The sequence below is a fragment of the Glycomyces sp. YM15 genome (assembly GCF_016918015.1).
Taxonomy (GTDB): domain Bacteria; phylum Actinomycetota; class Actinomycetes; order Mycobacteriales; family Micromonosporaceae; genus Glycomyces.
Map to the genome: position 1 here is coordinate 19,555 of NZ_JAERMK010000031.1, position 19,345 is coordinate 38,899.

Below are 19,345 nucleotides of genomic sequence, written 5' to 3' on the forward strand. Positions count from 1 at the left end.
CAGTCAGACTCGATCGCCGAGCGGCTTGGCCATGAACCGCTCGGCGCTCGGCTCCGAGTCCGATGACGCGGCGATGTCCTTGAAGCCGTGCCGCTCGTAGAGGCGCTTCGCCGCCGCGTTGCGCTCGTAGACGGCCAGCCGCAGCTCCGCCGCGCCCGAAGCGCGAGCCCACTGCGCCACCCCGAGCACCAGGGCGTCGCCGACACCGGCGCCTCTCGCCTTGGGACTCACCCACATGGCGATGAGCTCCCGCACCAGGGGATCGCCGGTCGGCACGCCGCTCGCCATCCCGGCCGGGCGTCCGTCGACCTCGGCGACGAGGTTGTGCGAGCCGGGCATCGCGAGACGGGCGCGCCAGCGCTCCTCCCGGTCGTCCTCGCCCTGCCAGTCGGCCAGGCGGGAACCGAACGCGTCGGGCGCTTCGGCCAGCGCCGCGAGCCGCAGCTCCCTCCACAAGCGCCAGTCGTCGCCGGTGAGCACCCGCACATCGATCACCTCCGCAGTGTGCCAGCCTCCGCGAAGTCAGGCGTAGAGGGTTTCGGACACGTTCCAGGCCGCGTCCATCAGGTCCTCCAGCGTGACGCTGTCGGCGGACAGCGCCTGGAGGGTCAGGTCGGCGCCGTCGCCGACGGCGATCGCGCAGCCGAAGGCTCCCGCAGCGCTGAACGCGGCCGCGAGGGCCAGGGCGGCGATGGGGATCTTGCGCATGGGAGGGCGTTCCTTCGTGAGAGGTGGGGGCGAGTGCCCCGTTCGAGGCAGCGTACATCGCTGCAACCACACTGCGTGTTCTCGTTGTCACTTTGTGCAATTGCTGCTGGTTTGCACTCCTGTGCGGGCCAAGGCCTGCGACATCGACTGGGGCCGTTGCTACCGTGTCGCCGTGGCAGACGAAGCGACGAAGGTCTTCTACGACGCGGTGGCCGCTCGGTACGCGCAGCTGCTTCCGGACACGGCGGTGGAATCGGCGGTCGATCTCGCGATGGTCGCGCAGTTCGTGGACGAGCTCGGCGAGGGCGCGGAGGTGCTGGACGCGGGCTGCGGCACGGGCAGGATGATCGCCCACCTGCACTCGCTCAGCAGTGCGCTTTCGGTCACCGGGCTCGACGTGTCGCCGCAGATGCTGCGGGAGGCGCGCGTCGCGCACCCGCAGTCGCGGCTCGTCGAGGGCGCGCTGGAGGCGCTGCCGTTCGCGGATGTGGAATTCGGCGGCGTGCTGGCGTGGTACTCGATCATCCACACGCCGCCGCACGAGCTTCATCGGGTTCTCGGCGAGTTCCATCGGGTGCTGCGGCCTGGAGGGGTGGCGCTGCTGGCGTATCAGGCCGGCACGGGGGAGCGGTCGACGTCGGGTGCGTACGGCGTGGACGTCGAGCTGCACGCGTTCCTGCATCACAGTCCGTATGTCGCGGCGGCGCTGGAGGCCGCGGGTCTGCACCCGATCGCGGTGTTGGACCGCGACGCTCGCCGCGGGGAGCGGCACGGGCAGGGGTTCGTGCTCGCTCGGCGGGCATGAGCGGTCTCGGTGCCGCCTTGGGCGCGCGTTCAGGTCACCGGTAGCCGTAGAGGCGCATGGCGGTCGCGTTGTCCGGCTGGTCCCAGAACAGGTCGTGCAGGTCTGGCGGGAGTTCGGTCCGGTGGGTTCCGGTGGTGCCGGCGCGGAAGAACCCGGGCTGGTCGCCGTGGAGTTCGTCGAAGGCGGGGATCCGGGCGTTCTCGGCGGGGTTCAGGTCGGGGGCGGCTTCGCCGATGGCCTGCTTCACGGCGGCGAGTGGATCGGCGATGAGGTCCTCGAAGCGGACCCAGATGGGGGCGGGGCTCGCCGAGTGGTGCCAGGAGAGCACGTTCTGGCCCCATCCCCCGGTGCCGCCGGTGGTGCGGGTGATGATCGTGCGCGCCTCTTCGGTGAAGCGGTCCTCGTAGTCGGTTTCGCCCGCGTACTGCGCGGTCCACAGGCGCGCCCAGGAGACCACGCAGTCGCGGCCGTCCCGCACCAGGCAGACGGCGCGGTCCTCCGCCGCGATCACGGGGTCGTCGCGCCGCCGGTGGGTCTTGACGAAGTACACCTCGTCGGCGTCCCGCATCTGGTCGAAGGTGCCGGGCCGGTCGCGGGCGTCCATCAGGTCGGCGCCGATCTGGGCGGCGACGCCGTCGACGTCGTAGACCACATAGGTCGGTACGCCGTAGAGGCGGTGCAGCGCGATGCGGAAGAAGGTGTTGCCGGAGCGGGGGAACGAGGCGAGCCAGACGATCACCGCGCCAGCCTAGGGACCGCCGCCGACACCGCTCGACCGCCCGCTCGGCCGGCCGCGCGCGGGTCCGCTGCCTATTCTGGAGTCCCACTCCGAGAGGCGACCGCCCGTGAAACCACTGCGACCCCTGCTCGCGCTGCTCTTGCTCCCCGCGCTCGTCTCGTGCGGGGACGACGCCGACGCGGGCGGCGCGCCCGCGTCCAGCGACACCGCGATGGCCGTCGAGGACGGCGTGCAGCTCGAGTTCCGGATGGTGGAGGAGTCGCTCGGCGGCACCGCGACCGACTGCAGGGCCCGCTACCCCGATACCGGCGGCGTGTCGGTCACGCCCGACGCGGACCCCGGCGAGCCGCTCGACGTGTGCGCCGAGACCGACGGGTACCTCGGTGAACTGCGGCTCGCTCCGGCGATCGTGACGGCCGAGCATGTCGAGTACGTCGACTTCGATTACGGGACGGCGGGCCTGCCCACGGTCTACGTGGTGTTCGACGAAGAAGGGGTCGAGGCGTGGAAGGCCGCCGTAGCGGCGGCCACCACCAGGGACGGGTGGCCCGGGCTCGTCCACATCATGGTCGAGGGCCGGCCGATCGAGGTCACCGACAGCAGCCTCAGCCCGGGCGACGTCCACCAGATCCAGGGCATCGCCACGATCGAGGAGGCGGAAGCGCTCGTCGAGACCATGGCCACCGGCTCCGGCTGACCCTGCCTTCGGCGTGAACCTTCGGTTCGCGGCCACGCAGGGGTACCGCCCGACCACTCATCGCCGCTATAGTGCGGATTGGACGCTGTTCGCGCCGATTCGCCCCTTAGGAGCGTCTATGAGGACAATGACGACCTGCGTAGCGGCCGCAACGCTGCTGCTCGCCGTATCCGCCTGCAGCCCGGAGGCGTCCGAGGACGGCGACGGTTCGATCGTCTTCTGGACCCCGTACACCACCCCTGAGCGGATCGCGGCGCAGCAGCCCGTGATCGACGCGTTCACCGAGGCCACCGGTATCGAGGTCGAGATGGTCCCGCTCGAACCGGACCAGGCCGGGCAGACCCTCGTCACGGCCGCCGCCTCCGGCGACGTGCCCGACGTGATCGCGCACAATCCGTCGAGCACGGCCGCGTGGGCCGCGCAGGGCCTGCTCGACGACCAAGCGCCGCAAGCGGTCGTGGACGAACTCGGCGCCGACACGTTCAGTCGGGCCGCGCTCGACATGGTCACGATCGGCGGGAGCCTGCACGCCGTGCCGTCGGACGGGTGGGGCCACACCATCGCCTACCGCACCGATCTGTTCGAGGACGCCGGGCTCGAACCGCCCGCATCGGTCGCCGACATCGCGGCGGCGGCCGAGGCGCTCGACGCGGACGGCTTGGCGGGCATCGCGATCGGGACCACCCCGGGCGACGTGTACACGCAGGAGGGCATCGAGTCGATGCTGCTCCCGTTCGGCTGCGAGCTCGCCGCCGACGGCAGCGTCGCAATCGACTCGCCCGAGTGCGTCGAGGGCCTGGCCCACTACCAGCGGCTCGCCGCCGCGGCCGGACCGGCGCAAGTGGACGTCGAAGCCGCGCGAGCCGCTTACCTCTCGGGGTCGGCCGCGATGGTGCTGTTCTCCTCCCACATCGTCGACGAGGTCGCCGGACTCGACGTCGACAACCCCGTGACCTGCGCCGAATGCGCCGAGAACCCGCGGTTCCTGGCCGAGAACACCGCGTACCTGACCACGTTCACCGGCACCGGGACCGAAGCACCCGTCGAGTACGGGCAGACCACGAACTACGGGATCCCCGCGGGCGCGAACACCGCCGACGCCAAGGAGTTCGTGAAGTTCATGCTCACCGACGGGTACGTCGAGAACCTCGCCTCCGCGACCGAGGGCCGCATCCCGGTGCGGCCCGGCCCCGAGGCCGGGTCCCACGAGTATCTGGACGCGTGGTCGGCGCTGCCGTTCGGCAACGACCAGACCCAGGAGGTCTCGATCGAGCAGGTCTACGGTCCCGCGCTGGTCGAACGGCTCGCCGCCGGGGCCGAGGAGTTCACACGCTGGGGCTGGGGCACCGATGACGCCGAGCTCGCCGGGATCGTGTTCTCCCAGACGCTCCTCGCGACCGAGGCCGAAGCGCTGTTCGACGGCGCGCCGCCCGCCGAGGCGGCGGCCGCGATGGCCGCGAGTGTCGAAGCGGCCCAACAGGACCTGGGCGGATGAGAGCGACTTCCCGAGGCGCCGTCGGCGTGCGCGCCGCCGAGCGCGGCACCGGGCGGCCCGCCCCCGAACCGCCGCGCGGGCGCCGCCCGAAACCGCTGACGCTCTCGCGGCGCGAGGACCTGCACGGCCGACTCCTGGTAAGCCCCACCGTGATCGTCGTGGCGCTGTTCGCGGTCCTGCCGTTCCTCGCCGTCGTGCTGTTCGCGTTCCTCGACGTGCGGCTCGTCGACATCCCGCGCCTGTACCTCGACAACCTCGTGTTCACCGGCGAGAACGTCGCGGTCGTATGGAACTCGCCGCGGTTCTGGTCGGCAGCGACGACCACTGTGGTCTACGCGGGGGCCTCCGCCGCCGGGGCGGTGCTCGTCGGCCTCGCCGTCGCGCTGGCGCTGCGGCGGCCCTTCCGGGGCCGCGGGCTGATCCGGGCGCTCGTGCTCGTCCCCTACGTGCTGCCGGTGGTCGCGGCCGCCACGATCTGGAAGACGCTCCTCAACCCCGGGTACGGGCTGGTCAACGCGGTGGGCGTCGAATGGCTCGGATGGTCCGAGCCGATCGCGTTCCTCACCACGACGAGCCGGGACCTCGGGCCGTTCGAGGTCCCGGTGGCGCTGCTGTGCGTGATCGCCTTCGAAGTGTGGAAGACCTTCCCGCTCGCGTTCCTGTTCATCACCGCGCGCCTGCAAGTGGTCCCCGGGGACGTCGAGGAGGCCGCGCAGATCGACGGCGCCGGGAAGACCCGGATCTTCCGGCACCTGCTGCTTCCCGAACTCGCCGGGGTGATGGCGCTGCTCGGGGTGCTGCGGTTCCTGTGGTCATTCCAGAACTTCAACGACATCTACCTGCTCACCGGCGGCGCGGGCGGCACCGAAGTGCTCGCGGTGCGGGTCTACTCGGAGCTGGTGGTGCGCGCGAACATCGGCACGGCGAGCGCGACGGGCCTGCTCATGACCGGGATGCTCCTGGTCGTGGTCGCGGTCTACGCGTGGATGGTCAAACGGGGGCGGGCATGAGCCGACCGAGCACTGAGGACCGCGTCCTCGGCGCCCTCCGCTGGACGGTCATCGCCGTCGCGGTGGTCGTCACCGCCGGGCCGCTCCTCTACGGGTTCCTGCTCTCCTTGCGGCCCTTCCAGTCCGTGGTCTCCGAACCGCTCGACCTGATCCCCTCGCCCGACGAGATCACGATCGACGCGTACCCGACCGCCATGGCCGAATACGGCCTCGGCGGCAACATGTGGAACTCCCTGCAGGTCGCGCTCGCCACCGCCGCGCTCGCGATCCTCTTCAGCGTCCTCGGCGCCTACGCGGCCGTGCGGCTGCGCTTCCTCGGCCGCGACACGGTGAACGTCGTCTTCCTCGGCGTCTACCTCCTTCCCGGCATCGTGCTCGCCGTGCCGCTGTTCGTGCTGCTCAGCCGGGTCGGACTCACGGGGACGCTCGTCGGGCTCGTGTTCGTGTACGTGGCGCAGACCGTGCCCGTCGCGCTCTACATGCTCCGCACCTACCTCGTGGCAGTGCCGTCCTCAGTGGAGGAGTCGGCGATGATCGACGGCTGCGGCCGCCTCGCCCTCATCCGCCGCGTCGTGCTCCCCCTCGCCCTCCCCGGCGTCGCCGCCACCGCCCTGTACGTGTTCATGATCGCCTGGAACGAGTACCTGTTCGCGCTGCTGTTCCTCGTCGCCGACCGCGACCGCTGGACGGTCTCGCTCGGCATCGCGCAGCTCACCGAGTTCTCGGTGCCGACCACCGTGCTCATGGCCGGGTCGATCGCGATCACCGTCCCGGTGGTCGCCGGCTTCTTCCTGGCCCAGCGGCTGCTCGTCACGGGTCTCACCTCGGGGGCGGAGAAAGGGTAGGGCGCATGGCAATCCGACTGGGCATCCTCGGGGCCGGGGCGCGCGGCTCCGACACGTACGGGCGCTGGGCGATCGACCATCCCGGCCGCGCCGCCGTCGCGGCCGTCGCCGACCCGATGCCGCACCGGCGCGAACGGCTCGCCGACGCCGGAGCGGTGCCGAACGAGCACCGCTACCCCGACTGGCGCGACCTCGTCGCCGACGCCGAGGCGATCGGCCTGGACGCGTTCGTCATCGCCCTCCCCGACCGCCTCCACGTGCCGGCGGCGCTCGCCGCCGTCGATACCGGACTCCCGATCCTCCTCGAGAAGCCCGCCGCGACCACCGCCGAGGACCTCGAAGCGCTCGCGGCCGCCGCCCGGGACCGCAAGGCCCGCATATGGATCGGGCACGTGATGCGATTCCAGCCGTTCTGGCTCGCGATCCGGCGGCTCGTCGACGCGGGGGCGATCGGCCGGCTCGTGACCATGCGGGTCGAGGAGAACATCGGGTTCTGGCACTTCGCGCACTCCTACGTGCGCGGCAACTGGCGCAACCTCGCCGGCTCCAGCCCGATGGTGCTCGCCAAGACCTGCCACGACCTCGACATCATCCGCTGGTTCGCGGGCGAATCCCCCGCTGCGGTCGCGAGCGCGGGCGGCCTCGCCCACTTCCGGCCCGAGCACGCGCCCGACGGCGCGCCCGACCACTGCCTCGACGGGTGCCCGGCCGCCGACTCCTGCCCGTTCTACGCGCCGCGCTATTACGTTGAGGCCCTTGCGGACAGGGACGGGTGGCCGGTGGCGCTCCTCGGCGACGACCCCAGCCCGGAGGGCCGCCTGGCGGCGCTGCGGCGCGGACCGTACGGGCGGTGCGTGTTCCACTCCGACAACGACGTGGTGGACCACCAGCAGACCGTCGTCGACTTCCCCGGCGGCCTGACCGCGACCCTCTCGACCTCGGCGTTCACCGGGCAGAACACGCGAACGGTGCGGATCACCGGGACGGCGGGGGAGATCGCGGGGAACCTGCGGACCGGGACGCTCGAAGTCGACCTGTTCTCGCCGACGGCGATGCTGCCGGAGGTTCCAGGGGCGCGGGTGAGCGCGAGTTCCACGAGGCGGCCCATGGGGCACCGGGTGTTCGAACTCTACGCGGGCCCGGTGGACGCCGCTGGGGAGCCGGACCACCGGGGCCATTCGGGCGGCGACGAGGCGCTCGTCGACGCGTTCATCACCTCGCTCGAAGGCGGCGAGACGGCCGCCACCGACCTGGAGGCCTCTCTGGACAGCCACAGGATGGCGTTCGCGGCCGAGCGGGCCCGGCTCGAACGACGAACGATCCTTTGGGAGGCAAGGTGAGCTGGTGGCGTGACGCGGCCATCTACCAGGTGTACCTGCGCAGTTTCGCGGACGGCGACGGCGACGGGATCGGCGACATCGCCGGTCTCGAATCGCGCCTCGGGTACCTGCGGGAACTCGGCGTCGATGCACTGTGGATCAACCCGTGGTACGCCTCGCCGATGAACGACGGCGGCTACGACGTGGCCGACTACCGGGCGATCGACCCCTCGTTCGGCACCCTCGCCGACGCCGGGCGGCTCATCGGGGCGGCGCACCGGTTCGGGCTGCGGATCATCGTGGACCTCGTGCCGAACCACACCTCCGACCGGCACCCGTGGTTCCAGCAGGCGCTGCGCGACGGCCCGGGCTCGCCCGCCCGCGAGCGGTTCCACTTCCGGGACGAGACGAACAACTGGCAGTCGCGCTTCGGCGGACCTGCATGGTCCCAAGTGGAGGACAGCCAGTGGTATCTGCACCTGTTCGACTCGTCCCAGCCCGACCTCAACTGGGAGCACCCGGAGGTGCGGGCCGAATTCCGGTCGATCCTGCGGTTCTGGCTCGACCGCGGCGTGGACGGATTCCGCATCGATGTCGCCGCGCGCCTGGTGAAGCAGGCCGGCCTGCCGGACAAGCGCGGCCGGTTCGACGTCGTGCCGACCTTCGCCGACGCCGACGAGGAGCCCGACAAGGACCGGCCGGAGGTGCACGAGATCTACCGGGACTGGCGGCTCATACTCGGCGAGTACGGGCCCGACCGCGTGTTCGTCGGCGAGATCTGGGTGCGCGACCCGGACCGGTTCGCCCGCTACCTGCGCCCCGACGAGCTGCACACGGCGTTCAACTTCGAGTTCCTCAAGTGCGCGTGGGAGGCCGGGGCGTTCCGCGACGTGATCGACCGGACCCTCGCGACCCACGCGAAGGTGGGCGCCCCGCCGACCTGGGTGCTGTCGAACCACGACGTGACACGGCACGTGACCCGCTACGGCCGCGAGCGCAGCGCGTTCCTGAAACGCGAGCACGGCGTGCCGACCGACCTCGCGCTGGGCACGCGACGGGCCCGGTCGGCGGCGCTGCTGAGCATGGCGCTGCCGGGCGGCGTGTACGTGTACCAAGGCGATGAGCTGGGGCTCCCCGAGGTCTTCGATCTGCCCGACGAATCGCGCGAGGACCCGGTGTTCCGCCGGACCGGCGGGCTCGACCTGGGCCGCGACGGCTGCCGGGTGCCGCTGCCGTGGGGCGGTGACGAGCCGCCGTTCGCATTCGGCGAGGGCGGTTCGTGGCTGCCGCAGCCGCCGGAGTGGCGCCGGCTGACGGCGGCGCGGCAACTGGGCGACACGGACTCGATGCTGTCGCTGTACCGCCTCGCGCTGCGGATCCGCCGGAGCGAACCGGCGCTCGGCGACGGCGAGATGCGCTGGCTCGACGGCGAACCGGGGGTGCTGGCCTTCGAGCGCGACCCCGGTTTCGCGTGCGTGGTCAACCTGACCGGCCACGACGTGGACCTCCCGGAGGGCACCCCGCTGCTCGCGAGCACGCGTCTCGACGAGGCGGTGGCGGGCAGGGCGAAGCTCCCGCCGGATGCGGCGGTCTGGCTGCGAACGCCTGACCGCGGGTAGCGCAGGACGAGGACGCCGCCCCGGCGGGATTGTGCCCTGCCGTGCAGTGCGGCCACTTGAGTTCCGGCGGCCCCGCGGCAACGGCGACCGCCCGCCGACGTCACGAAGTCGGCGGGCGGTCCCCGATAGGTCAGAGCTGCTTGGTCTGGTCATCGTCGCCGGGCGGCGGCTCGGCCGGCCCAGCGGGTGCGGAGGCGGCCCGCGGCCCGCCTTCGATGCGGGCGCGCATGTCCTCGTAGGCGGCGGCGTCGATCTCACCGGAGGCGAAGCGCCGGTCGAGGATCTCGCGGGGCGACTCGCGGTGGGGCGTCTGCGGTGCGGGGCCGACCGGGTAGTGCGGCGACGGTCCCGAGCGGGTCAGCCGAAGCACGGCCCAGACGGCGAGGCCGATGATCGCGGCCCAGAACAGGAAGTTGAGCAGGGTCCAGACCAGGCCGAACCCCCAGCCTTCGTTGTAGTAGTGCATCTTCAGCCTCCACTCGCTTGCGTGGATCTCACTCCATCACCGCCCGATGGCAGACGGCTGCGAGTGGTCTCAGAAGTCGATCGGAGTCCGCGTGCGCGGCCCGCCGGCGGTCCGTGGCGCGGGTCGCCGCGGCTGGCTAGAGTAGCGGCCGAGGAGGTGAGCCGTGCGCAGGAGCTCGGAATGGGTGGCCGTCGAGCGCAGTTCGCCGACCCGCCGGATCTCCTCGCTGGTGCTCTATTCGCTTACGTGCGCGGCGTTCATCGTCGGGCTGTACCTGCTCGTGCGCACCGAGCCGGGCACGCTCGACTCGGGGGAGCCGAACCCGGTGGCGGCGCTGCCGGGGTTCTTCACCGTGATGGGGGTGCTCGGGGCGACCAGCTTCCTGGTGCCGCTGGTGCGGCCGCCGAAGCTCATGGTGAACCATTTCGGGCTGCGGGTGCGCGCCGGCTTCGGCAAGAGCCTGCTCATCCCGTGGAGCAATATCGAGGAGCTGGCCGCGATCCACGTCGGGTCGAAGCGGCGCGGCACTTCGTATCTGCTGTTCGCGGCCGACAACTATCTCGGGCGCGGCGGCTCCGACCGTCCCGGGTTCCTCGGGCGCTCGGTGCTGCGCGAGGCCAACCGGGCGACGGAGGGCCTGGTCGCCGGGTTCGACCTCGCGGTGCGCTGCAAGGACTTCGCGCTCGAGCCGCAGCAGCTGCTCGCGCGGCTGGCCTCGTACGCCCCGGGGCACGTCCAGGTCGTCGACCGGCTGTAGGTCCGGTCCTGCGGACCGGCCGCCGGGGCGACGCGCCGGTTCGTTCGCCCTGAGCGAAATCGCGCCCGTGCGCACGTCGCGACCCTGGCGGTCCGGGCGCCCCGATCGTGATGCGCGGCTTGCCCCAAATGCCGGTCCCTGACCCGTGCTGGTGATCCGTACACTGGAGGCGAACCGACCGTCCTGCCCCCGCCCCTGGGTGCGAGGTCACCGCGACCGACCGGCCTCTCTCGCCGGCGGACAGTCCAGCATTGGGGGTACACCCATGGCGTCGATCCCGGACGAGGGCCTGCGCGCGACCCTGGCCACCATGGCGCCCGGCACCGCCCTGCGCGACGGCCTGGAGCGCATCCTGCGCGGCCGCACCGGCGCGCTCATCGTCGTCGGCTGCGACAGCCTCGTCGAGGAGATCTGCACCGGCGGCTTCGAGCTCGACATCGAGTTCTCGGCCACCCGCCTCCGCGAACTATGCAAAATGGACGGCGCGATCGTGATCACCACCGACGGCTCGCGCATCGTCCGCGCCGGCGTCCACCTCATGCCCGACCCCTCCATCCACTCGAACGAATCGGGCACCCGCCACCGCACCGCCGAGCGCGTCGCCATCCAGACCGGCTTCCCCGTGATCTCCGTGAGCCAGTCGATGCACACCATCGGCCTGTACATGGGCTCGATCCACCACCTGCTCGAACCCTCCACGCAGATCCTCTCGCGCGCCAACCAGGCGCTCGCCACCCTGGAACGCTACAAACTGCGGCTCGACGAAGTCGCCGGAAGCCTCTCCAGCCTCGAGATCGAAGACCTCGTCACGGTACGAGACGCCGTCACCGTCCTCCAGCGCCTCGAAATGGCCCGCCACATCGCCGACGAGGTCGAAGGCCACGTCATCGAACTCGGCACGGACGGGCGGCTCCTCGCCCTCCAGCTCGACGAGCTCATGGCCGGCGTCGACGCCGACCGCGAACTCATCGTGCGCGACTACCTGCCCGACGGCGTCGACTACCGCAAGGCCCTCCAAGCCGTCGACGGCATGCGCTCCCCCGACCTGCTCGACCTCATCGCCGTCGCGCGCTGCCTCGGATACCCGAACTCGCCCGACGTGCTCGACCGGCGCGTCAGCCCGCGCGGCTACCGGATGCTCGCCAAAGTGCCGCGCCTGCCCGAAGCCGTGATCGAACGGGTCGTAGGGCACTTCGGCGCTTTGCCCGAGCTGCTCGGCGTCACCGTCGAAGAACTGCAGGACGTCGACGGGATCGGCCCGGGCCGGGCGCAGAGCATCCGCGAGTCGCTCACCCGCCTGGCCGAAGTCTCGATCCTCGACCGGTACCTCTAGCGCCCCGGGTGCTAGGTCAGGCGCAGATTCGTCGGCGCCGAGACCGCCTCGCCCAGGCGCGCCCGCAGCTCGTACTCGCCCGCGGGCAGCTCCCGGCGGGCGCCCGCGCAGTCCGCCTCCGAGGCCAGACCATCCACAGTGAACTCCACTGTCTGACCCGCGCCGTCGCTCAACTCCACTTCCTCGCCCTGCGGGGTCTCGCAGTGCGCCGTCGAATAGACGACGTCCACCCCGGCGGAGAGCTCCACCGCCACCTCACGCAGATCCACCGTGCACGCGGTCTCCGCGCCACTCGCCACCAGCACGCTCACCGGCACCTCCGCCCCCGAACGCGCCTCGTCGAACGCCGCCACCACCTGCAGCATCAAGTCCTCGGCGGTGCAGGCCTCCACCGGAGGCACCGTCGGCGACGGCGACGCGCTCGGCTCCTCAGCGGGCGTCTCCCGGATGTACGGCCGGTTCACCGTCGACGAGGCCGAAGGCGGCTGCCACTCGTTCTGGGCCGCATCGGCCTTCGACTCAGGCTCCTCCTCGCCGCCACCGAACGCACTGAACCCGAACACGACCAGCAGGACCAGTACGAGCACCGCCCCCGCCACGATCGCCCGCCGCTTCCAGTACACCGACTCAGGCTCCGAGCCCTTCACGAACTTGCCCTTGAAACCCTGCACGCCGGGACGCTAACGCAGCAGAGCGGCGCGGCAGCGGAATTACACGCGACCCTCGCCGACGGTTGTCGGACCCCGCACCGACAATGGGAGGCATGCTCGCCGCCGACACCGACCAGGCACTGCCGTCCCCCGCCGACCTCAGCGGCAGACTGCTCCCCTGGTTCGACGCGCACCACCGCACCGAACTGCCCTGGCGCCGCCCGGGAACGACCGCCTGGGGGGTGCTCGTCTCCGAGGTCATGAGCCAGCAGACCCAGGTCGCCCGCGCCGCCCCCGTATGGGAGGCCTGGATGGCGCGCTGGCCGACCCCGGCCGACCTCGCCGCCGCCCCGACCGCGGACGTCCTGCGGGAATGGGGCCGCATGGGCTACCCGCGCCGGGCCCTGCGCCTCCAGGAGTGCGCGCGGATCGTCGCCACCGAGCACGGCGGCGTCGTGCCCGCCGACCCGGCGGAACTCGAGAAGCTCCCCGGCATCGGCGTCTACACCGCCGCGGCGGTCGCGGTCTTCCACTACGGTCGCCGGCATGCGGTCGTGGACACCAACGTGCGGCGCGTCGTCGCCCGCCTCGGCGGGCAGAGCGACGCCGGCACCGCCACCACGAAGGCCGACCTGGCCGCGGCCGAGTCGCTGCTGCCCGAGGACGCGCCGACCGCGGCGCGGGTCTCGGTGGCGCTCATGGAGCTCGGGGCGCTGGTGTGCAAGGCGCGTGCGCCCGAATGCGGGACGTGCCCGGTGAGTGGTCTGTGCGGGTTCTCCGGCCAGGAGGTTCCGGCCGGGCCGAGCCGCAAGCGGCAGAAGTACAAGGGCACCAACCGGCACGTCCGCGGAGAGGTGATGGCCCTGCTCAGGGACGCGGAAGGGCCGGTCGAGCGGGCCCGGATCGACGCCGTGTGGCCGGACCGGAGGATGCTCGACGAAGCCGTCGCGCAGCTCATCACCGAGGGCCTGATCGGCACCGACGAAGCGGGACGATTCGAACTGCCGAGTCGGTGACAAACCGAGCGGTCACTGGTAGCGTCGGAGTTGAGAGAACTTCACGATGCTCGGTCGGCGCCGATTCTCAAATCGGCGGCCCTGGGTCGAACCTCACTCGTCACCAAGTGAGGCGCCGGAAGGACCACCAGGTCCACTCACCGCCGGTGCCAGGGCCGAATCGCCTACCGCAGGGCCGCCCCCGAGCGGCCGGCCGGAACACGACGACGCGGCTCGCGCCATTATCGTCGCGTCGACCGCGGACCGGACGCACGAAATGCGGGCCACGCGGGAGCGGACGCCTTGAGCGACGGACGCGACCGAGCAGCGACAATGCCGTTCCGGTACCGCGCGCTCAGACCGGGGCGGCATTGTTACGTCGCCGAACACACTGATGGCTCGCAAGCTTCCTGATGGCTCGCAAGCTTCGCCACGATCGACCGGTACCGCGTGCCCAGACCGGGGCGGCACTGGCATACACCGAACGCGAACTGACCTCGCTTCCGGAAGCGTGTCGTACCCCTATGAGACGGTGTCCTTTTCACTGGTAGTGGTGAAGGTGGGACTGGGTGGGTACCCGGGGCCACCCGTACGCCCTCCGAGCGGCGACGCCCAGCGAGCGCGACTTAAGCCGCGTCAGACTCCCTCGCCACCGGTGCCTCCACCCGCTTCGCCCAGCGGACCAGCCACCACACGATCAGCACCGCGGGCAGCCCCTTGAGCATCACCCCGGCCAGCACGCCGAGCGCGCCCAAACCCAGCCCGTCCCGCAGCAGCGGCGAATTCCACAAGGCGTGCAAGGCGATCACCCCCGCCAGCGACCCGGCCGCGACCCACACCGACCGCATCGTCCGACGCGTCGCCGCATAGGCCACCCCGGCCCCGACGATCGCCGTGAACACCGCGTGGCTCCACAGCCCCGCCAGCACCCCGCGCACGATGAACACCGCGATCACCGGCTCGACCACATCCCCGGCCCGGTTCAGAACCGTGCTCGACATCGCGAACGCATAGCCCTCCACGATCTGGAACCCCACCCCGCAGAACGCGCCCAGCACGATCCCGTCGAGCACGCCGTGCACCCGCCCCCACGCGATCGCGACCACCAGGACCACACCCGCTGCCTTCACGACCTCCTCGACCACCGGCGCGGCCAGCACCGGCGACCACCGCTCCGCCCACGCCGGGCCGTTCGCCGTCGCCAGCAGGCCGTGCAGCGCGCGCGAACCGAACAGGGAGGTCATGACGGCGACCGTGGCGCCCCACACCAGGCCGATCGCGAGTGCGGCGGCAGGGAGGGCGAGCCGGTCGGCGACGCGACCGCGCAGCCACCAGAACGGGATCGCGAAGAGCGAGAACAGGACCAGTGCGGTCGCCCCGGCGCGCGGGTAGGCGAGGGCGACCGGAAGGGTGTTGTACAGCAGCAGGATGCCCGCCGCACCGATGAGCAGCACGGCCGTCCACTGCACCGGGGAGGCGGGGTCGATCCGCATGTCAGGCGGTCCCGAAGGACAGCTGGGCGATGAGCGCGTCGATTCTGTCCACAGTGGCCGAGTCTAGCGAGGCGCCCGTGGCGGTGACCTCGGCGCGGATCGTGTCGTGGACGAAAGCGCACGCGAAGCCCGCGCCGGTCTCGGTGACGAAGCTGCGCCCGGCGCCCTCGACGCCGTCAGCGGCGCAGTCGCGCGGTTCGGTGAGCTGCACGCCGGGTTGGACCTCCAGGAGGCGCGACATCTCGTCGGCCAGGTACTCGGCGTCGAAGTCGTAGGGGCCGGCGACCGCGATGTCCACTTCGGCCTCGCCCACGAGGAACTCGACGCGGCCGGAGCCGGGCTGGTAGTAGCCGGGGCGCATCCGGACCTCGTTCGGGGCGGTGAGGGTGACGCCGAAAAGGGTGAAGGTCTCGCCGCCGACGTCGACGGTGGGAGAGACGGCCTTGTTCAGGAGGGGCACGGCAAGCGCGAACATGAGGACCACCGATGCGACGGCGATGGCGATGATGAGGCTCTTCGTGCGAGTCACGGTTCAAGCGTGGCATGGGATCCCACGCGGCGCATCGGGAATGCCCGCGCATGGGCGGTGACCGGCCGATCTGCGGGAAAGCGGCGGTTCGCCGCGAGGGGAACGGTCCGGGTGCGGTGTGAGCCGGGACGAGGCCGTCGACGCGCACCCGCGGATCGGCTCGCGTGAACGCGCGGGGCGTTCTCCCCGGGGAAGCGGGCCCTGAGGGAGGGCCCGCGACCTCGATCGTCAGAATCCGCGGCGCCGACATCCGCGTCTTCGATGGGGGACTTGCTCCGGCCGGAAGGGTGGTCCGGCCCTGGTTCCTGCGCCGTGTGGCCACGACGCCCATTGCTACTTGCTCTTCCAGCGGCGGTGCCCGGTCGGTGACGCCTCCGCTGACTCGACTACTCCGCGGCGACGCGCTGAGCCGGGATGTCACCGTTGATCAGGGCGCGGATCTCGGACTCGCGGTAGCGGCGGTGGCCGCCGAGGGTCCGGATGGCCGAGATCTTGCCGGCCTTGGCCCAGCGGGTGACGGTCTTGGGGTCGACGCGGAACATCGCGGCGACCTCGGACGGGGTCAGCAGGGCCTCGGATTCCACCGGAAGGTTCAGCTCTGTCGTCATCGTTCTTCTCCTCCACAGACGGGCTGCGAATCACCGGCGCCGAGCCTTGATTCGTTCCTTCTGCAATCGTCCGGCCTGTCGTAGATGTCCGACATAGGCCGAACGGCCGATTTTGCTTGGACTTTCCGCTCGGTCTGCTCATCCGAGTGATCACTCCACATGCGAATGTGCTGGCAGCGGGCTTGTCGTGCCGCTGCGTCCAAGTTCAGTTCAAACGCTCCGCGAGACGACGATCACGCCATCGGTCGACAAGGAGGGCATAGCAGTCCTGTGCCTCCTCGGGTTCGGAGGCGCCGAGGTGGTCGAGGGCCTGCCAGGTGAGGTCGACCGAGTCCTCGGACCGCAGCTCCTCGGGGTCCATGCGCGAGGCGATGCCGCCGTAGTCGAGCTCGACGACCGAGTCGCGGTGGAAGCCTTCGAGCCAGTCGGCGGTCTCGCCGAGGGCCTCGGCCAGTTCGGCGCCCTCGCCGAACTCGGCCCGCACCAGGTTGCGTGCGACCACGAGGCCGGTGCGGGACTTGGCGATCGGGGTGCGGTAGCGCAGCTGGGCGATGCCCCGCTGGATCACCAGCTCGCGGTCTTCGGGCCGCACGCAGGCGAACCAGCGCAGCGGCACCGACCAGGACGCGACGTGCTCGTGGGCGTCGGCGGGGGCGTCGTGGCGGTCGACGCCGTCGTCCAGGGCGACCACTTCGGCCGCGGAGGCCAGGAACTCGGGCGGGAACAGCGCCTCGGCCACGGCTTCGGGCGTCAGCCGCCGCACCTCGAGGGCGGAGGCGGCGATCCGGTAGCGGAGGTTCCAGGGGCAGATGAGGGGGTCGGCCTCGCGGCCGCGGTCGATGACGTACGCGTCGCGCCCGAAGGACGGCACACCGCGCCAGGGCCAGCCGATCCGCTCGTACAGTGCTTCTCGGCGCAGGCGCGGCCCTTCGAGGGGGTCGATCGCGCGTCCCGACGCGGCGTACGCACGCCAGTAGTCGGCGTCGACGAACGCCCCCGCCGGCTCGTAGACGCGCAGATAGGACGCGTTCGGTGCGTACACGAGGCAGATACTTCCATATCAGCATCCACCCTGACCCGAAGGTAGGGGCTTCCGGCTTGCGGAACACTGTCGTGCTGCGGCCCAATCGGGTACACGCGGTACCGGTGGCGGATCACGTTGCGATCACGGCGGTCGGGCACGGCGGTCTCCGGCCACGCGCCCGACTCGCAGGGACAGCGGCTGCTCGCCACCGCTCCGGTCATATGCTGGGGGCGTAGGCATACCCGCGCTACGAACGGATGAGTCGGCCGAGACCCGGCCGCCCCCCTGGAGGTGCCCGCAGCGACGGCGGCGCAGGGACACCCCCGCGAGAAGAACTGGAGAGCAAGCCATGAGCATCTTCGACGGCAGCGGCCACGAGCAGGTCGTGTTCTGCCACGACCCCGATTCGGGGTTGCGCGCGATCATCGCGATCTACTCCACCGCCCTCGGCCCGGCCCTCGGCGGCACCCGCTTCTACCCGTACGCCTCCGAGGAGGAGGCCCTCAAGGACGTGCTGCACCTCTCGGAGGGCATGGCCTACAAGAACGCGATCGCGGGGCTCGACCACGGCGGCGGCAAGGCCGTCATCTGGGGCGACCCGGCCGTCGACAAGAGCGAGGCGCTGCTGCGCGCCTACGGGCGCTTCGTGGAGTCGCTGGGCGGGCGCTACGTGACCGCCTGCGACGTGGGCACGTACGTCGAGGACATGGACCACGTGGCCCGCGAGACGCGCCACGTGAGCGGGCGCAGCCCGGAGGCGGGCGGGGCCGGGGACTCCTCGATCCTCACCGCGTTCGGCGTGTTCCAGGGGATGCGCGCCGCGGCGCAGCACCGCTGGGGCGCCGTGGACCTGGCCGGGCGCACCGTGGGCGTCGCCGGGCTCGGGAAGGTCGGGCGCCACCTCCTCCCGCACCTGCTCGATGCCGGCGCGGAGGTCGTCGCGTGCGACGTGAACCAAGTCGCGATCGACTGGGCGCGGGAGCACTACCCGCAGGTGCGGATCGTCGCGGACGCCGACGAGCTGATCGCCTCGGGCATCCACGTCTACGCGCCGTGCGCGCTCGGCGGGGTCCTCAATGAGCGCTCGCTCAAGACCCTCGACGCCGAGATCGTGTGCGGCGCCGCGAACAACCAGCTGGCCGAGCCGGGTGTCGCGGCCGAGCTCGACCGGGCCGGGATCCTGTACTGCCCCGACTACGTGGTGAACTCGGGCGGGGTCATCCAGGTCGCGGACGAGTACGACGGCGCGTTCGACTTCAAGCGGGCCGAGCGGCGCACCGCCGGGATCTTCGCGACCACCTCGCGCATCCTGGAGCGGGCCAAGGGCGAGGGCACGACCCCGGTCGCCGCCGCGGACGCGATCGCCGAGGAGCGCATGGCCGCCGTCGGACGGCTCCAGCGGGTGCGGCTGTTCCGCTGATCGCGGGTATCGACTCACGTCCCCCCGGTGCGCGTCGGCGCGCACCGGGGGCGATTCCGCTCACCGCCGGTCATCGAGTACTTCCGCAAAGCGAAGAAGCGTCTCACGATTCGGGCGTCCGTTCGTCCCCGTCTGGTGGTCATCGCCGGTAATCTGTGGCACCCAACTCATGGGCCGGGATGCAGTCATGCGCTCTGAGGTTGTACCGTAGGAGCCACGAAGAGATTGCAAGCATTCCGGGGCGCCTTATCGGTTGCCCCGATGATTTCTGTGCGAGGGGGTCGAGCCATATGGGGCGAGGCCGAGCTAAGGCAAAGCAGACCAAAGTGGCCCGTAAGCTCAAGTACCACACTCCTAACACCGACATCCGAGCGCTGGAACGCGAACTCGGGGGCGGTCGTCAGGACGAGGTCGACATTGAGCCTCCTGAAAAGGAACCGGACCCTTACGCCGCTTACGCCGACGATCGGTACGACGGAGACGAAGACGAACTCCGTGAGGATGACTGGCTCCCGCCTAAGAAGCAGTTAGCCGGACGGCTCCGCAGCGAGCCGACCAGGCGGGCCCTCCCGACCGATACCGCAATCTCCATATCCAGCGAGCGCAGGCGTCCTTGACGACCCCTGCGCTAGATCCGAAGGTCCGCTCCCCCACGAGCCGACCGGAGGGTGCTGGAGCAAAGACTTCGGCTACCGGCACGCATTCGGGATGCACAGCTTCGGGATGCACAGCCAACAATCGAACAAGAAGAGGCGGCGCGACCTAGGTCGCGCCGCCTCTTCGGCTGCTTGCGGGCGGTTAAGCTGCGGGGCCGGCGGCCCCCGGTTGGGGGG

At 71.2% G+C, this 19,345-nt stretch carries 20 protein-coding genes and 1 pseudogene; 12 read left to right on the top strand and 9 right to left on the bottom strand.

Annotation, left to right across the window (positions count from 1 at the left end; all coding sequences use genetic code 11):
- Positions 1-3: 3 nt before the first annotated feature.
- On the bottom strand, positions 4-495 hold the full coding sequence (locus JHY01_RS23835) for a GNAT family N-acetyltransferase (protein WP_205328211.1): 492 nt from the start codon (positions 493-495) through the stop codon (positions 4-6).
- Between the two features lie 27 nt (positions 496-522).
- Positions 523-708 carry a hypothetical protein gene (locus JHY01_RS23840; RefSeq protein ID WP_205328212.1) on the bottom strand — a complete coding sequence of 62 codons (186 nt, stop codon included), beginning with the start codon at positions 706-708 and terminating at the stop codon, positions 523-525.
- A gap of 172 nt (positions 709-880) precedes the next feature.
- On the opposite strand from JHY01_RS23840, the gene JHY01_RS23845 reads away from it, so the two are divergent.
- Positions 881-1,513: a class I SAM-dependent methyltransferase gene (locus JHY01_RS23845; RefSeq protein WP_205328213.1), complete on the top strand. Its 633-nt coding sequence runs from the start codon at positions 881-883 to the stop codon at positions 1,511-1,513.
- 34 nt (positions 1,514-1,547) lie between these two features.
- On the opposite strand, the gene JHY01_RS23850 is transcribed toward JHY01_RS23845, so the two are convergent.
- Complete coding sequence (locus JHY01_RS23850) at positions 1,548-2,252, bottom strand: sulfotransferase domain-containing protein (RefSeq protein ID WP_205328214.1); 705 nt, start codon at positions 2,250-2,252, stop codon at positions 1,548-1,550.
- A 106-nt stretch (positions 2,253-2,358) separates the two neighbouring features.
- Here JHY01_RS23850 and JHY01_RS23855 point away from each other — a divergent pair, with 106 nt between their 5' ends.
- The 6 genes from JHY01_RS23855 to JHY01_RS23880 all read left to right on the top strand — a co-directional run bounded on the left by JHY01_RS23855 (position 2,359) and on the right by JHY01_RS23880 (position 9,237).
- Entirely contained in the window at positions 2,359-2,949 is a 591-nt protein-coding gene (locus tag JHY01_RS23855; protein ID WP_205328215.1) for a hypothetical protein, read from the top strand.
- A gap of 118 nt (positions 2,950-3,067) precedes the next feature.
- Positions 3,068-4,444, top strand: coding sequence for an ABC transporter substrate-binding protein (locus JHY01_RS23860; protein WP_205328216.1), 1,377 nt, complete (start codon positions 3,068-3,070; stop codon positions 4,442-4,444).
- Positions 4,441-5,454 carry a carbohydrate ABC transporter permease gene (locus JHY01_RS23865; protein WP_205328217.1) on the top strand — a complete coding sequence of 338 codons (1,014 nt, stop codon included), beginning with the start codon at positions 4,441-4,443 and terminating at the stop codon, positions 5,452-5,454. Before JHY01_RS23860 ends, JHY01_RS23865 begins: the two co-directional genes overlap by 4 nt.
- Complete coding sequence (locus JHY01_RS23870) at positions 5,451-6,299, top strand: carbohydrate ABC transporter permease (RefSeq protein ID WP_205328218.1); 849 nt, start codon at positions 5,451-5,453, stop codon at positions 6,297-6,299. The genes JHY01_RS23865 and JHY01_RS23870 overlap by 4 nt, the downstream gene beginning before the upstream one ends.
- Before the next feature lie 5 nt (positions 6,300-6,304).
- Entirely contained in the window at positions 6,305-7,639 is a 1,335-nt protein-coding gene (locus tag JHY01_RS23875; RefSeq protein ID WP_205328219.1) for a Gfo/Idh/MocA family protein, read from the top strand.
- On the top strand, positions 7,624-9,237 hold the full coding sequence (locus JHY01_RS23880; RefSeq protein ID WP_205328220.1) for a glycoside hydrolase family 13 protein: 1,614 nt from the start codon (positions 7,624-7,626) through the stop codon (positions 9,235-9,237). Before JHY01_RS23875 ends, JHY01_RS23880 begins: the two co-directional genes overlap by 16 nt.
- Positions 9,238-9,367: 130 nt before the next feature.
- Here the strand turns inward: JHY01_RS23880 and JHY01_RS23885 are convergent, their stop codons facing one another.
- A complete protein-coding gene (locus JHY01_RS23885) occupies positions 9,368-9,703 on the bottom strand; it encodes an SHOCT domain-containing protein (RefSeq protein WP_205328221.1) in 336 nt (111 codons plus the stop codon).
- Positions 9,704-9,866: 163 nt separating this feature from the next.
- On the opposite strand from JHY01_RS23885, the gene JHY01_RS23890 reads away from it, so the two are divergent.
- Together JHY01_RS23890 and disA are read left to right on the top strand one after the other, a co-directional pair.
- Complete coding sequence (locus JHY01_RS23890; protein WP_205328222.1) at positions 9,867-10,460, top strand: hypothetical protein; 594 nt, start codon at positions 9,867-9,869, stop codon at positions 10,458-10,460.
- Positions 10,461-10,725: 265 nt separating this feature from the next.
- On the top strand, positions 10,726-11,793 hold the full coding sequence (gene disA / locus JHY01_RS23895) for a DNA integrity scanning diadenylate cyclase DisA (RefSeq protein WP_205328223.1): 1,068 nt from the start codon (positions 10,726-10,728) through the stop codon (positions 11,791-11,793).
- Positions 11,794-11,804: 11 nt separating this feature from the next.
- On the opposite strand, the gene JHY01_RS23900 is transcribed toward disA, so the two are convergent.
- Positions 11,805-12,464 carry a hypothetical protein gene (locus JHY01_RS23900; RefSeq protein WP_205328224.1) on the bottom strand — a complete coding sequence of 220 codons (660 nt, stop codon included), beginning with the start codon at positions 12,462-12,464 and terminating at the stop codon, positions 11,805-11,807.
- A gap of 92 nt (positions 12,465-12,556) precedes the next feature.
- On the opposite strand from JHY01_RS23900, the gene JHY01_RS27515 reads away from it, so the two are divergent.
- On the top strand, positions 12,557-13,459 hold the full coding sequence (locus JHY01_RS27515; RefSeq protein ID WP_205328225.1) for an A/G-specific adenine glycosylase: 903 nt from the start codon (positions 12,557-12,559) through the stop codon (positions 13,457-13,459).
- A gap of 605 nt (positions 13,460-14,064) precedes the next feature.
- Here JHY01_RS27515 and JHY01_RS23910 read toward each other — a convergent pair.
- The 4 genes from JHY01_RS23910 to JHY01_RS23925 form a co-directional block, all read right to left on the bottom strand.
- Positions 14,065-14,931, bottom strand: coding sequence for a PrsW family intramembrane metalloprotease (locus JHY01_RS23910; protein ID WP_205328226.1), 867 nt, complete (start codon positions 14,929-14,931; stop codon positions 14,065-14,067).
- A 1-nt stretch (position 14,932) separates the two neighbouring features.
- The gene (locus tag JHY01_RS23915; protein ID WP_205328227.1) at positions 14,933-15,460 is read right to left on the bottom strand and encodes a hypothetical protein; all 528 of its coding nucleotides are present in this window, start codon (positions 15,458-15,460) and stop codon (positions 14,933-14,935) included.
- Positions 15,461-15,846: 386 nt separating this feature from the next.
- Positions 15,847-16,068, bottom strand: a complete 222-nt coding sequence (locus JHY01_RS23920; protein ID WP_205328228.1) for a BldC family transcriptional regulator — start codon at positions 16,066-16,068, stop codon at positions 15,847-15,849.
- Between the two features lie 205 nt (positions 16,069-16,273).
- A complete protein-coding gene (locus JHY01_RS23925) occupies positions 16,274-17,110 on the bottom strand; it encodes a hypothetical protein (RefSeq protein ID WP_205328229.1) in 837 nt (278 codons plus the stop codon).
- Positions 17,111-17,441: 331 nt separating this feature from the next.
- Here JHY01_RS23925 and JHY01_RS23930 point away from each other — a divergent pair, with 331 nt between their 5' ends.
- Both JHY01_RS23930 and JHY01_RS23935 read left to right on the top strand, forming a co-directional pair.
- Complete coding sequence (locus JHY01_RS23930; RefSeq protein WP_205328230.1) at positions 17,442-18,512, top strand: Glu/Leu/Phe/Val dehydrogenase; 1,071 nt, start codon at positions 17,442-17,444, stop codon at positions 18,510-18,512.
- A gap of 290 nt (positions 18,513-18,802) precedes the next feature.
- Positions 18,803-19,015, top strand: a pseudogene (locus tag JHY01_RS23935) (DUF3073 domain-containing protein); the annotation flags it as partial.
- Positions 19,016-19,345 lie beyond the last annotated feature (330 nt).

Excerpts from the sequence above, each read along its gene's own strand:
- JHY01_RS23840 (WP_205328212.1), bottom strand. The coding sequence starts at position 708 with ATGCGCAAGATCCCCATCGCCGCCCTGGCCCTCGCGGCCGCGTTCAGC.
- JHY01_RS23860 (WP_205328216.1), top strand. The coding sequence starts at position 3,068 with ATGAGGACAATGACGACCTGCGTAGCGGCCGCAACGCTGCTGCTCGCC.
- JHY01_RS23865 (WP_205328217.1), top strand. The coding sequence starts at position 4,441 with ATGAGAGCGACTTCCCGAGGCGCCGTCGGCGTGCGCGCCGCCGAGCGC.
- JHY01_RS23870 (WP_205328218.1), top strand. The coding sequence starts at position 5,451 with ATGAGCCGACCGAGCACTGAGGACCGCGTCCTCGGCGCCCTCCGCTGG.
- JHY01_RS23875 (WP_205328219.1), top strand. The coding sequence starts at position 6,305 with ATGGCAATCCGACTGGGCATCCTCGGGGCCGGGGCGCGCGGCTCCGAC.
- JHY01_RS23885 (WP_205328221.1), bottom strand. The coding sequence starts at position 9,703 with ATGCACTACTACAACGAAGGCTGGGGGTTCGGCCTGGTCTGGACCCTG.
- disA (WP_205328223.1), top strand. The coding sequence starts at position 10,726 with ATGGCGTCGATCCCGGACGAGGGCCTGCGCGCGACCCTGGCCACCATG.
- JHY01_RS27515 (WP_205328225.1), top strand. The coding sequence starts at position 12,557 with ATGCTCGCCGCCGACACCGACCAGGCACTGCCGTCCCCCGCCGACCTC.
- JHY01_RS23910 (WP_205328226.1), bottom strand. The coding sequence starts at position 14,931 with ATGCGGATCGACCCCGCCTCCCCGGTGCAGTGGACGGCCGTGCTGCTC.
- JHY01_RS23920 (WP_205328228.1), bottom strand. The coding sequence starts at position 16,068 with ATGACGACAGAGCTGAACCTTCCGGTGGAATCCGAGGCCCTGCTGACC.
- JHY01_RS23930 (WP_205328230.1), top strand. The coding sequence starts at position 17,442 with ATGAGCATCTTCGACGGCAGCGGCCACGAGCAGGTCGTGTTCTGCCAC.